The sequence below is a fragment of the Mycobacterium sp. genome, from assembly GCF_049683935.1.
Lineage (GTDB): Bacteria > Actinomycetota > Actinomycetes > Mycobacteriales > Mycobacteriaceae > Mycobacterium.
The window spans coordinates 1-12922 of the sequence record NZ_JBAUJR010000117.1 but is presented as its reverse complement, the minus strand read 5'-3'; the positions used below and the strand labels follow the sequence as shown (position 1 = coordinate 12922).

Genomic DNA, 12922 nt, shown 5'->3' with positions numbered 1-12922 from the left:
CCAATCGTCAGGCCGGCACGGCGTTGCTTCGTGGAACAGTGAGACGCCACTTGGGAGGGAACCACGCCGACACCGCGCGCGTGACCGGCCGGAATTTCTGCTTGATGCGGGTGCGCCCGCTGTACCCGGCGATATCGGGATGCATGACCCGGGCGTACTTGTCCACCTCGCAGAACAGATTTTGGCAATCGATCAACTGCAACGGACGACCGAACAGACCGCCGAAGCCCAGTCCGAGCCGTTGAAAGTGCTCGTGCTGCGAGAGGGCCATGTATTCGATGATCTCGCGTTCTCGACCCTTGCTCATAGCGCCGAAGCATTTACGGATGCCGTCGCGCGCACCTGGCCCTGCGACCACGAAGTCCATCTCGTCGAAATCTAGGGCGTTGGTGTAGTTGATGTCGATAAGAAATTGGAATGCTAGGAAGTCTCCCATAGCTGGATAGCTCTTGAGGACGTTGAAAGCCTCGCGCATGTCTGCCGCATCGCTTAACCGATCCGTCACCCCGTCATCCAACATGTAGCGCAGTAGGCGCAGGTGGTTTCGGTGCTTGCGATCGGCGCCGAAATGTGGCGGCGGTACGACGTAGGCGGCCGAGTACAGCCGTTGGCCTTGGGCGAAGGCCTCATCAAGGATGTCAGCGTAGCTGTCGACGTCGAACCGGTCGAGCGCGGGGAAACCGACTGTCTGCGACAACAGTTGCCAGGTATCGATCTTGTTGAAGAGCTTGAACAGCAGCACCCGGAACACCAGTTCATCGGGCCGTTGAGACCCGGCATAGGCAACGTCGCGGATCAAGAACTGGCTCACGCGGTCGGCAGCCCGAAAGCAGTTGGTGAATCGGTGATTACGCAGCACCTGATCCATGGTCCATGGGCCCGAAGATCCGGCCAGCCGAGCCTCGTAAACCTGTTGACGCTCCGCGGCAAACTTCCAATACGTATCGAACACGGGTGTCGTTTCGAAGACCTGGCCACCAATGCGCACGACGGGGCCGGGCGAATCCGGAACAGGTAGCGCCATGACGTCATCATCGCCGACACCATCGAAGGACATTTGGCGGGGTCTCGAAACGATCGACATAAGCGCCTGCCCGTGTGAAGTTATTCGCTATACGTGTAACTCTATACGTGTGACGCTAGGTGACGATAACGAACGTGCCGAATTGTCGGCGGCATTGTTCAATAACCGTCACCTCGTCGCGGTGGTGGGCGCGATCGCCGAGGTACGTGGCGACAAGGGTTTCACCACCCGCAGGATCGCGGTCGCGACGACGCTGCCCGATAGTTTGGTCCGGCCAGTGATTGCGCGATTGTTGGCTGCCGGCATGCTCGAAGAGGTCCACCGCATGCCTGGCTCACGGGGAGCGAAGTACTTTCATGCCGCAAAGAAGACCCCGTGGACCGAACTCAAGGCACTATGCCGGGCGATGACTCCAGCTCAGCGGTGATTCAGCCGGACCGAACGACTCGCTCCCCTAACCGCGATATCGATGGGCATGCCATCAAACGACGCACACAACTACCGCGACCATGAGTTGGCTGCAACGTGCGCCCGCCATGTGTCGGCGGCATGAGACATTCGGGCTGAAGTAACGCTGAATCTGGTCGATGACCTGTGAGAATGTAACGAGCGGAGGGTGCGGCCCACAATTCGTCGTACTGGACTGACCGGAACTGCATATAGCCCGGCTCCGACAAGGGCCGAACAGCGCCGAGTACTCGACCCCGGGAGGGTTGTCTTGTCTCGCCCCGTTGGCTACTTCCTTGCGACGATCGAAAGCGGTTGTAACGACGGAGGTCCCCACCAAACCGCCTCCGCCCACGCCTTCTTTGAGTACTGGGTGTCGAAGAGGGTGCAGATAGGCTGACGAAGCCCCTTCGACGCGACGCACCTGTCAGACGAGACTTTGACCAAGCGCGATCATTCGTGGGCCCACAACTGCGATGTCGTGTCTCCCTGCGAGAACCGATCTGTCTGCGAGCGTTTGCATATAGGCCCGATAGGGATCGCTCAAAATCGTCTCCATGGCGCGCGCATGGCCGTTGGTGTCGCCGTACTCGAAGAGATACCGCTCGCAGCTCGTTCCCGCCAGCAACTCCGTGGTCCCGCCCACCGCCGAGCCCGTGAATGGCCGTCCCGAAAGCATAGATTCGATAGCCACTGTGGGTGTTGACTCGGATTCGGAATGCAGCGTCGACAGCGCCGCGGACTGATAGTAGCCAAAAGCATCCTCCTGCGATCCGACGAACTGGACTCGGTTATAGATACCGTGGAGCTTGCATGCCGATACGGCGACCTCGACGTGCGCTGTGAGAGGGCCGACGAAGCACAAGGACGATTGGGGATATCGCGAGCTGATCTTCGCAAAAGCGTTAATAGTGTGCAGCGGCCCCTTCCTTGGATACAAAGTACCGATCTGGAGTATGTCTGCAGTCGTCGGTGGCAAGGGCTCCGGGACTCGGTCCACGTCAATGCCGATAGGGATGACGGCGACATTTCTATGTTTGTGTATTAGCAAGTCGTAGTGCTTTAGCGCCGTTTGTGTGGGCACCACAACGGCCACTCGCTGCGCGGGGTTCGGGAAGAAAGTTGCTGGCGGAGGGGCCGCCCTGGTCCACATCCTCTCTGCACCTTCCATGGGAATCATCTCGTGGATGCGGACGACATACGGCAACCCGAGTTCAGTCAATACGGCTGTCCAACCTGGGACTGAGTTCAGCGTCAGCGAGAACAACGACTCAAGCAGCACGAAGCTCGGGCTGTTTTCCGTCAGGTAGGTTTTCATCGCCACGGCTGTCGCCTCTACGAGGTCCACACCTGGGATGCTCCCATTCTGGATACTCGGCCGACTGCCCAGGCAGACAATTGAGGCGTGCTCTACAGCACCTGATCGAACGGCCCAGTCCCGCATGACGGATGCCTGCACGTAAACGCCGTTGAGCCTGCCGTCTGGAATCACGATGATGATCCGCGCCACGCCCGTGACCTGTCCCCCCTGTGCTGCGTTTATTCACGCGGGTAGCGCAATCTGCGTAACTCCGCGTCAAACCAGCAATAATCTTCCGATGGTGTACGTGTCAGCGTCGAATCGAGCCGCGGACGTCAAGTATTTCAACAACCTATGCGCATACTGCAAGTCGCGACTTCATCCGGGCCACCACTATGACCACGTTCGACCAAAGGCTAAAGGTGGTTCGAATGAACATCGCAACCTCGTGCCGGTGTGCAGTCGTTGTAACACGGCGAAGAGTGACACGTGGACGCCAATTAGGGATCCTTATCGCGGCGCAGAGGTGGCGTGGTTCGATCCACGTGAAGAAGTCTGGCATCACCACTTCAAGTTTGTGAGGTCAGAGGTCGTGGGCGTCTCCCCAACGGGCCGGGCAACCTGTGCAGTTCTATTCCGGCCGCTTTCAGCTCCGAGCACGTCATTAGTCAGCTTCGCCCCCAGCGATGTCGCCTCGGACATCGCGTTAGTCGAAACGATCGTTTGGTTGATTGCCGAGCAGCAGGAAGGCCGCTACGGCCAATCGCTACGTGCTCCAACCCATCTCAGTAGTTGGATAGGAAGCGACCGTGCTCAACCAGGGGATCGTTGGCTCGCCGACTTCGCAGCGCACTGGCTTCCAACGATGGCTCGGTGGAAACGCGGTACGGCGCGTGACCTTCACGTCAGCTGGCAGCAGTCTTTGCGATACTACCGCCGTGGGCGCCTAGTGAACGAGCCGCCTCACGCCGAACGATTCAGGCTTGAGTGGGTTGCTACCAACGCAATCCTGCTGGCAACACTCTACGAAGTCGGCGGTGATACCGCACGATCGGTACGCTTTCGTGAATTCGCAGCCAACGTCTACAGCAGAGTTGGCGCCGATCCGTTGATAGGCGACCCATTGTTAGCATGGCGTTCCGTTTCAAACCAAATGGTACTGCAGCAGGACCCCGTCCGGATCGACACGCCTACGATGGAATCCATTGCCCAGCAGGAAGAATCGCTCGCCTTTCAAGTAGGCGGCGACTGGGTTGACGCGATCGTGAGATCTGGAAACGAGACACCCTACTCGGTTATCGAGGCAGCTTGGGAAATCGTAGATCGGATGATGCAAGTGTCCACTTACGGAGCTGGGGGTGACCTCGCCCAGAGCGTAGGTCTGCGACGGAGGTGGTGGCTGCTCCAATTTCGGCTAGTGCAGCCGATAGACATGGATCTTCTCTACTGGGATGTCCGGTACTGGGCTCGAAATCGGCTACGCAGTGAAATCAGACTTCTCCTGAGCGACCTAAGCCGACTTAAAGTTCAAAGAGACGTCCTGGCAACCATTTTCAGCGCGGCACAACGGTGAGGCACGCAGATCTCTACAAAGTTAGTGTGGTAATACCCGCCTACGGTCGACACGACATGGTTGGGGCCTTACTCTCCGACCTAGCCGCCGAAAAGTCGCACACAGCTCAAGTCACAGTCCTCGACAACCGCGGTGACCTAACGTTCGAGAGTGGACCGAACTTCACCGTTCTTAAGAGTCCAACGAACCTTCGTTGGATCGGATCGGTCAATTGGGCAATCGGGAACGCAATCGCTAAAGGATTTGACGTCGTAGTCGTTCTTAATTCGGACATTCGCCTTTCTCTCCGGTTCGTGCATGAAATCTCCCTTGCTGCCGTCATCAACGAAGGCGTCGCTGTTGCTGCGCCGTGCTATGACGACTTCTGGCCGCACCAGCACGCCACCGCGACGCCGGCTTGTGCCCGTGATTATCGTCCCGTCCAAGCTGTGCGAAAAGTTCCGTTCTGCGATGGAACTGCCATCGCCTTTAATGTCACCGCCGCAGCTGATATCGGCCCACTCGATAACACGAATTTCAACTGGCACGGCTACGGGGCTGATCTTGACTATTCGATCCGTGCAAGGAGGCGGGGATACCGCGTAATAGTGACGGAGTCGTGTTTCGTGAGCCACGCCCGCCGTGCGTCGATGGAAGATTCTGGGCAGAGTGAACAGGACGCCGTTGCAGAGGTGGAAACCGGCATGGCTGCCAAACACGGTCCTGGCTGGCGGATCTTGCTAGGCCTCGATGAGGCCGCGTTACGCACACCAAGTGAGCCTGTTCAGAGAAGCGGCTGGTACCTGTCCCCTGGAGACAATTCGCTTGAGGCACTGCGACCGAGCTGGTCGGCGGGGATACGCGGTGACTGAGTCCCCCAAGGGTCTTCGTGCGCGCTGCGTTCCTCGACTTCTTACCAAACACAAAGGTCACGAACCAACTGGTTCGTGACCTTTGTGCTGCGATTACGTAGAACCGCTCGCTGTGGGCGAAGGGGGACTTGAACCCCCACGTCCCGAAGGACACTGGCACCTGAAGCCAGCGCGTCTGCCATTCCGCCACTCGCCCGAATGACCGAGGGAGCCTATCACGCAGGCAACCCCTCGTTCCAAACGTACTGGCAGGGCTCCTTGGACCGACAAATGCCGCGAGCGCACGTCCTTGACCAGCGGCGATGCGATTCTCAGAGTTCTGTTGGTCCCGTAGTGGCGGACATGGCCGATACCATGCATGCAAGCATGACGGCCAGCCGACACGCTGGCGGTGTAACCACGCCGCCAGAATTACCGACTACACAGAGGAAGGCGGTCGAAGACATGGGTTTGGTCGACCGCTTCGAACGCAAACTCGAGGCCACCGTCGGCGACGCGTTCGCCAGGGTTTTCGGCGGATCGATCGTCCCGCAGGAGGTAGAGGCGCTGCTCCGCCGGGAGGCGGACGCCGGTGCACACGAACTCCACGGTGGCCGAATTTTGGCCCCGAACGACTACGTCATTACCCTCAGTGTGCCCGATTACCACAAGGTGAGTGCCGACCCGGACATCACCTCAACCACGTTTGCCAAGCACTTGGAGGGATACATCCATGAGCAGGGATGGCAAACGTATGGTGATGTGGTTGTCAGATTCGAGCAGTCGTCCAACCTGCACACCGGACAGTTTCGCGCGCGTGGTGCGGTCAACCCTGACTCGACCACAGGCGAACCCGCCCCACCTCGAGAACTTTCGTCCAACGCAGAACCAGGAGTTCCACCGATGACCGACAATCCGAGTTACCGCGGCCAGGGACAGGGTCGGCCCTCAGACGAGTACTACGACGAGCGCTACCCCCGCCCCGATGACCAGCGTCCGTATCCGCCGCCGGCCGACCAGGGCGGATATCCCCCGCAGGGTGATCCGAACTACCCGCCCCGCGGTGGCTACCCGGACCAGGGCGGCTACCCCGATCAGGGCGGCTACCCGCCGCAGTCCTACGAGCAGCGCCCCCCGGCCGGATACGGCCCTCCGCAGGGCGGTTACCCCGATCAGGGCTATCGCCAGGCCCCTGCAGGCTACGGCCCGCCTCCGGGCGGGCAGCCCGGCTACGGCGCCCCTCCGAACGACTACGACTACGGCCGCCCCCCGGGCCGGCCCGAGGAGGGCGGCTACCCGCCCCAGGGTCGTCCGTCCTATCCGGACCAGGGTGGTTACCCCGAGCAGGGCGGCTACCCCGACCAGGGCGGTGGCTACGGTTCGCAGGGCGGCCAGGCCTACGGCCGGCAGGACTACGCCCAGCCCGACTACGGCCGCTACGGCGAGGCCCCGGCCGGTGCCGGATATGCCGACCAGGGTTACGGCGAGCCTGCAGGGTACGGCGACCAGGGCTACGGGGCCCCGGCCGGCTACGGAGGCCAGGGATATGGCCCCGGACAGGGTGACTACCCATCGGCCGGCACCGCCGTCACTCTGCAGCTCGACGACGGCAGTGGCCGCACCTACCAACTGCGCGAAGGCGCCAACGTGATCGGCCGCGGCCAGGACGCCCAGTTCCGGCTGCCCGACACGGGTGTGTCCCGCAGGCATCTGGAGGTCCGCTGGGACGGCCAGGTCGCGCTATTGTCAGACCTCAACTCCACCAATGGCACGACGGTGAACAATGCGCCGGTGCAGGAGTGGCAGCTGGCCGATGGCGACGTCATCCGGCTCGGCCACTCTGAGATCATCGTCCGCGTTCACTGAGGGTCGACCGCCCGGGTAAACCGGTCTGCTTGAGCCTCACGTCGACCGTCACGCACGTATGGTGGCGGTGCCGAAAGGACGCCTACGAGCTCTTGCGCGAGGCGTATGACGGGGACGGAGAGGACGTCAGATGCAGGGCCTAGTACTGCAGCTGACCCGTGTCGGCTTCCTGCTGCTGCTGTGGCTGTTCATCTGGTCGGTACTGCGCATCCTGCGTACCGATATCTACGCGCCCACCGGCGCGGTGATGGTGCGCCGCGGCTTGGCGCTGCGGGGTTCGCTGCTGCCCAACCGGGGCCGCCGCCACATCCCCCGCCAACTGGTGGTCACCGACGGTGCGCTGAAGGGAACCCGCATCCCGCTGGGGTCTCAGCCGATATTGATCGGTCGCGCCGACGACTCCACGCTGGTGCTGACCGACGACTACGCCTCGACCCGCCACGCCCGGCTCTCCCCGAGGGGTCAGGAGTGGTACGTAGAGGACCTAGGATCGACCAACGGTACATACCTTGACAGGGCGAAGGTGACGACGGCAGTACGAGTTCCGATGGGCACACCGGTGCGGGTCGGCAAGACGGTTATCGAGCTACGCCCATGACCCTCGTCCTTCGATACGCCGCGCGCAGCGACCGCGGCCTGGTGCGCGCCAACAACGAAGATTCGGTCTACGCCGGCGCGCGCCTGCTCGCGCTGGCCGACGGCATGGGCGGCCACGCCGCCGGGGAGGTCGCCTCCCAGTTGGTGATCGCCGCCCTCGCCCACCTCGATGACGACGAGCCCGGCGGTGACCTGCTCAGCAAGCTCGATGCGGCGGTACGTGAGGGCAACTCGGCGATCGCCGAGCACGTGGAGGCCGACCCCGAGCTCGACGGCATGGGCACCACGCTGACGGCAATCCTGTTCGCGGGCAATCGGCTTGGCCTCGTGCACATCGGCGACTCGCGCGGCTATCTGCTGCGCGACGGCGAGCTCAACCAGATCACCAAGGACGACACATTCGTCCAGACCCTGGTCGACGAGGGGCGCATCACCGCGGAGGAGGCGCACAGCCATCCCCAGCGCTCGCTGATCATGAAGGCGCTCACCGGTCACGAGGTGGAACCGGCGCTCATCATGCGGGAGGCCCGCGCCGGCGACCGGTACCTGCTGTGCTCGGACGGCCTGACCGACCCGGTCAGTCACGACACCATCCTGGAAGCGCTGCAGATCCCCGACGTCGCCGAAAGTGCCGACAGGTTGATCGAACTGGCGCTGCGCGGCGGCGGACCCGACAACGTCACCCTCGTGGTGGCCGACGTCGTCGACTACGACTACGGCCAGACCCAACCGATCCTCGCTGGGGCGGTCTCCGGCCAGGCCGACGACGCAGCCCCACCGAACACCGCCGCCGGTCGGGCGTCGGCGTTCAACCCGAAACGAAACGTCGCCAAACGTGTTGTGCCGCAACCTGAAGAACCCCCGCCGCGACCACGTTCGCGGCGGCGTATTTTCATCGCCGCGGCAGTCACGGTCCTTGTGCTGCTGGCAGGTCTGGCCGTCGGCCGCGAAATCGTCCGCAACAACTACTACGTCAGCGACCACGACGGCACCGTCTCGATCATGCGGGGCGTCCAGGGCTCCTTCCTCGGGGTCTCGCTGCAAGAGCCCTACCTTCTGGGTTGTCTGAACGCCCGCAACGAACTCTCCCTCATCAGCGCAGGCCAGACGCAGGACAACCTGGACTGCCGGCTTCTCGGCGTCGACGACATGCGCCCCTCCGAACGCGCTCAGGTCATCGCCGGCCTGCCGTCGGGTTCTCTCGACGATGCGATCAGGCAGATCGAGCAACTCCGCGGGTCGGTGCTGCCGGTCTGCGCCCCCCGCACCCCGACGACGACGCGCCCCACGACCCCGCCCCCGTCGCCCCGTCCCAGCACTCCGACGACGTCCGCGGCCGCACCGGGAACCACTGCGCCCAGCGGTGATCCACGTGCCACCCCCGCGCCCGAGACTCCGCGCACTATCACCGACTCCCCCGCGCCTCCGACCCCCCGACCGTCCCCGACGCCGTCACCGACCGTGACCGCGCTGCCGCCGCCACCACCTGAGCCGGGAACGAACTGCCGGGAAGTGTCGTGACGACACAGCCGCAAGCTCCCGTCGCAGTGACGCCCGACCTGCCGAACCGCCGCAACGCCGAGCTGTTCCTGCTGGGCTTCGCGGCGTTGATCACCACGGTGGCGCTGCTGCTCGTCGAAGCCAATCAGGAACAGGGCCTGCGCTGGGATCTGGCTCAGTACACCGTCGCCTACCTGGCGCTGTTCGCAGGCGCACACATCGCCGTCCGACGGTTCGCCCCCTACGCGGATCCGCTCCTGCTCCCCGTGGTCGCGCTGCTGAACGGCTTGGGGCTGGTGATGATTCACCGTCTCGACATCGCCGAGGGCGAGACCACCTCGCAGGGCCTCGGTGGTACGGCGAACCAGCAGATGCTGTGGACCCTGGTCGGAGTCCTCGGATTCTCCGCGGTGGTGATCTTCCTGCGCGACCACCGCATGCTCTCCCGGTACGGGTACGTGTGCGGCCTGACCGGACTGGTTCTGCTGGTGATCCCCGCAATCCTGCCGCGCTCGATGTCCGAGCAGAACGGCGCAAAGATCTGGATCCGGTTGCCGGGCTTCTCGATTCAGCCCGCGGAGTTCTCCAAGATCCTCCTGCTGATCTTCTTCGCCGCCGTGCTGGTGTCCAAGCGCAATCTGTTCACCAGCGCCGGCAAGCATGTGCTCGGCATGGATCTGCCTCGGCCGCGCGACCTCGCGCCACTGCTTGCGGCGTGGATCGCCTCGGTCGGTGTGATGATCTTCGAGAAGGACCTCGGCACCTCGTTGCTGTTGTACGCGTCGTTCCTGGTGATGGTCTACATCGCCACCGAGCGGTTCAGCTGGGTGGTCATCGGGCTGGCACTGTTCGCCGCGGGAAGCATTGCGGCGTATTACCTTTTTGACCACGTCAAGGTCCGGGTGCAGACCTGGCGGGACCCGTTCGCCGACCCCGACGGCGCCGGATACCAGATGGTGCAATCGCTGTTCAGCTTCGCCACCGGCGGCATCTTCGGCACCGGGTTGGGCAACGGCCAACCCGGCACCGTGCCCGCCGCATCCACCGACTTCATCATCGCCGCGGTCGGTGAGGAACTCGGGCTCGTCGGTCTGGCCGCCGTGCTGATGCTCTACACCATCGTCATCATCCGCGGGCTTCGGACCGCCATCGCCGTGCGCGACAGTTTCGGCAAGCTGCTCGCCGCGGGCTTGGCCACCACGTTGGCGATCCAGCTGTTCATCGTGGTGGGCGGGGTCACCAAGCTGATCCCCCTCACCGGCCTCACCACGCCGTGGATGTCCTACGGCGGCTCCTCGCTGGTCGCCAACTACCTGCTGTTGGCGCTGCTGGTCCGAATCTCGCACGCCGCGCGGCGGCCGATCGGCACCGGGCCCCTGCCGGCCGCACCCATCGCTGCGGCGAGCACCGAGGTGATCGGGAAGGTATGAACACCTCGCTGCGCCGCATTTCCGTCATGATCATGGCCCTGATCGTGGTGTTACTTGCCAACGCCACCCTGACCCAGGTGTTCACCGCCGACGGCCTGCGGTCGGATCCGCGCAACCAGCGGGTCCTGCTCGACGAGTACTCCCGCCAGCGCGGCCAGATCTCCGCGGGCGGAGAACTGCTGGCCTACTCCGTGTCGACCGAGGGACGCTTCCGCTTCCTCCGCGTGTACCCCAACCCCCTGACTTATGCGCCCGTCACCGGGTTCTACTCGCTGAGCTACTCGAGCAGTGGGCTGGAGCGCGCCGAGGACACCATCCTCAACGGATCCGACCAGCGGCTGTTCGGACGCCGCCTGGCCGACTTCTTCACCGGCCGGGACCCTCGCGGCGGCACCGTCGCCACCACGATCAACCCGCAGGTGCAGCAGGCCGCCTGGGATGCGATGCAGGAGGGCTGCGACGGCCCGTGCAAGGGTGCTGTCGTCGCGCTGGAACCGTCGACCGGCAAGATCCTGGCGATGGTCTCGGCGCCCTCCTACGATCCGAACCTGTTGGCCACCCACGACCTCGAGCAGCAGACCGCGGCCTGGCAACAGCTTCGGGACGACCCGGACTCACCTCTGTTGAACCGTGCGATCTCCGAGACGTACCCACCCGGGTCGACGTTCAAGGTGCTGACCACTGCGGCGGCACTTCAGGCCGGAGCCACCCCCGACACCGAACTCACTGCGGCAGCAGACATTCCGTTGCCGAACAGCACCGCGACGTTGGAGAATTTCGGCGGTACGCCCTGTGGTGGCGGTCCGACCGCCACGTTGCGATACGCGTTCGCGAACTCCTGCAACACCGCGTTCGTCGAACTGGGCATCAACACCGGCGCCGACGCGCTGCGTTCGACGGCAAGCTCATTCGGGGTCAACGTGGCGCCCCCGCCCATTCCGCTGCAGGTCGCCGAATCGACCGTCGGCCCGATCGCCGACGCCGCAGCACTGGGGATGTCGAGCATCGGGCAGAAGGACGTCGCGTTGACGCCGCTGCAGAACGCGATGATCGCCGCGACCGTAGCGAACAAGGGGATCACGATGCAGCCCTATCTGGTCGACAGCCTCAGGGGACCCGACCTTTCCAACATCGACACAACGGTGCCCACCCAGGAGCGGCGGGCGGTCCCGCAGCAGGTCGCAGATACACTTACGGACTTGATGGTCGCCGCCGAGCAGGTGACTCAGCAGAAGGGAGCCATCGCCGGCGTGCAGATCGCATCCAAGACCGGCACTGCGGAGCACGGTACGGATCCCCGCAACACGCCGCCGCATGCCTGGTACATCGCTTTTGCGCCCGCACAGGATCCCAAGGTCGCAGTGGCGGTGCTGGTCGAGAACGGTGGCGAGCGCCTGTCGGCGACCGGCGGTGCGGTAGCCGCGCCCATCGGACGAGCGACCATCGCCGCGGCGCTGCGGGGGGCCTCGTGAGCGCCCGCGTCGGTGTCACCCTGTCCGGCCGCTACCGGCTGCAACGGCTGATCGCCACCGGCGGCATGGGCCAGGTCTGGGAGGGCATCGATTCCCGGCTCGGCCGTCGTGTCGCTGTCAAGGTCCTCAAGGCCGAGTACTCGACCGACGCGGAGTTCGTCGAGCGGTTCCGGGCCGAGGCGCGCACCGTCGCGATGCTCAACCATCCGGGAATCGCCGGCGTGTACGACTACGGCGAGACCGACATCGACGGCGAAGGCCGCACCGCTTACCTGGTGATGGAACTGGTCAACGGTGAGCCGTTGAACTCGGTGATCAAGCGGACCGGAAGACTGTCGTTGCGGCATGCGCTGGACATGCTCGAGCAGACCGGCCGCGCGCTGCAGGTCGCCCACACCGCGGGGCTGGTGCACCGCGACGTGAAACCGGGAAACATCCTGATCACCCCCACCGGTCAGGTGAAGCTCACCGACTTCGGCATCGCCAAGGCCGTCGACGCCGCGCCCGTAACCCAGACCGGCATGGTGATGGGCACCGCCCAGTACATCGCGCCCGAACAGGCGCTCGGCCACGACGCGACCGCGGCCAGCGATGTGTACGCACTGGGTGTCGTCGGCTACGAATCCGTTTCGGGTAAGCGGCCGTTCACCGGTGACGGCGCGCTGACCGTCGCGATGAAGCACATCAAGGAGAACCCTCCCCCGCTGCCCGCCGACCTGCCGCCGAACGTCCGCGAGCTGATCGAGATCACGCTGGTCAAGAACCCCGGGATGCGCTACAAGTCCGGTGGGCCGTTCGCCGACGCCGTCGCCGCCGTCCGCTCCGGCCGGCGCCCCCCCAGACCGAACGCCGCTCCGTCGCTCGGACGTGCCGCCCCCACCGC

The 12922-nt window shown here is 63.9% G+C and carries 11 protein-coding genes and 1 tRNA gene; 9 read left to right on the top strand and 3 right to left on the bottom strand.

Features of this window, described 5'->3' with window-relative positions:
* Positions 1-7: 7 nt before the first annotated feature.
* The gene (locus tag WA965_RS06930; RefSeq protein ID WP_526447269.1) at positions 8-1024 is read right to left on the bottom strand and encodes a nucleotide kinase domain-containing protein; all 1017 of its coding nucleotides are present in this window, start codon (positions 1022-1024) and stop codon (positions 8-10) included.
* On the opposite strand from WA965_RS06930, the gene WA965_RS06925 reads away from it, so the two are divergent.
* Complete coding sequence (locus WA965_RS06925; protein ID WP_526447268.1) at positions 1023-1451, top strand: hypothetical protein; 429 nt, start codon at positions 1023-1025, stop codon at positions 1449-1451. The genes WA965_RS06930 and WA965_RS06925 overlap by 2 nt on opposite strands.
* Before the next feature lie 447 nt (positions 1452-1898).
* Here the strand turns inward: WA965_RS06925 and WA965_RS06920 are convergent, their stop codons facing one another.
* The gene (locus WA965_RS06920) at positions 1899-2981 is read right to left on the bottom strand and encodes a glycosyltransferase family 4 protein (protein WP_526297889.1); all 1083 of its coding nucleotides are present in this window, start codon (positions 2979-2981) and stop codon (positions 1899-1901) included.
* Between WA965_RS06920 and WA965_RS06915 the strand changes: the two genes are divergently transcribed.
* Positions 2965-4344: an HNH endonuclease signature motif containing protein gene (locus WA965_RS06915; RefSeq protein ID WP_526297887.1), complete on the top strand. Its 1380-nt coding sequence runs from the start codon at positions 2965-2967 to the stop codon at positions 4342-4344. The genes WA965_RS06920 and WA965_RS06915 overlap by 17 nt on opposite strands.
* A 293-nt stretch (positions 4345-4637) precedes the next feature.
* Positions 4638-5195, top strand: coding sequence for a glycosyltransferase family 2 protein (locus WA965_RS06910; RefSeq protein ID WP_526297885.1), 558 nt, complete (start codon positions 4638-4640; stop codon positions 5193-5195).
* 113 nt (positions 5196-5308) lie between these two features.
* Here WA965_RS06910 and WA965_RS06905 read toward each other — a convergent pair.
* Positions 5309-5391 (bottom strand) — tRNA-Leu (locus WA965_RS06905).
* A gap of 248 nt (positions 5392-5639) precedes the next feature.
* Here WA965_RS06905 and WA965_RS06900 point away from each other — a divergent pair.
* The 6 genes from WA965_RS06900 to WA965_RS06875 form a co-directional block, all read left to right on the top strand.
* The gene (locus WA965_RS06900) at positions 5640-7040 is read left to right on the top strand and encodes an FhaA domain-containing protein (protein ID WP_526297883.1); all 1401 of its coding nucleotides are present in this window, start codon (positions 5640-5642) and stop codon (positions 7038-7040) included.
* A gap of 130 nt (positions 7041-7170) precedes the next feature.
* Positions 7171-7638 carry an FHA domain-containing protein FhaB/FipA gene (locus WA965_RS06895; RefSeq protein ID WP_526297881.1) on the top strand — a complete coding sequence of 156 codons (468 nt, stop codon included), beginning with the start codon at positions 7171-7173 and terminating at the stop codon, positions 7636-7638.
* Positions 7635-9158: a PP2C family protein-serine/threonine phosphatase gene (locus tag WA965_RS06890; RefSeq protein WP_526297879.1), complete on the top strand. Its 1524-nt coding sequence runs from the start codon at positions 7635-7637 to the stop codon at positions 9156-9158. The genes WA965_RS06895 and WA965_RS06890 overlap by 4 nt, the downstream gene beginning before the upstream one ends.
* Positions 9155-10567 carry a peptidoglycan glycosyltransferase RodA gene (gene rodA / locus WA965_RS06885; RefSeq protein WP_526297877.1) on the top strand — a complete coding sequence of 471 codons (1413 nt, stop codon included), beginning with the start codon at positions 9155-9157 and terminating at the stop codon, positions 10565-10567. Before WA965_RS06890 ends, rodA begins: the two co-directional genes overlap by 4 nt.
* The gene (pbpA, locus tag WA965_RS06880; protein ID WP_526297875.1) at positions 10564-12039 is read left to right on the top strand and encodes a D,D-transpeptidase PbpA; all 1476 of its coding nucleotides are present in this window, start codon (positions 10564-10566) and stop codon (positions 12037-12039) included. Before rodA ends, pbpA begins: the two co-directional genes overlap by 4 nt.
* The coding region (locus WA965_RS06875) for a serine/threonine-protein kinase (protein WP_526447266.1) at positions 12036-12922 on the top strand (887 nt) is incomplete at its 3' end. The genes pbpA and WA965_RS06875, both read left to right, overlap by 4 nt.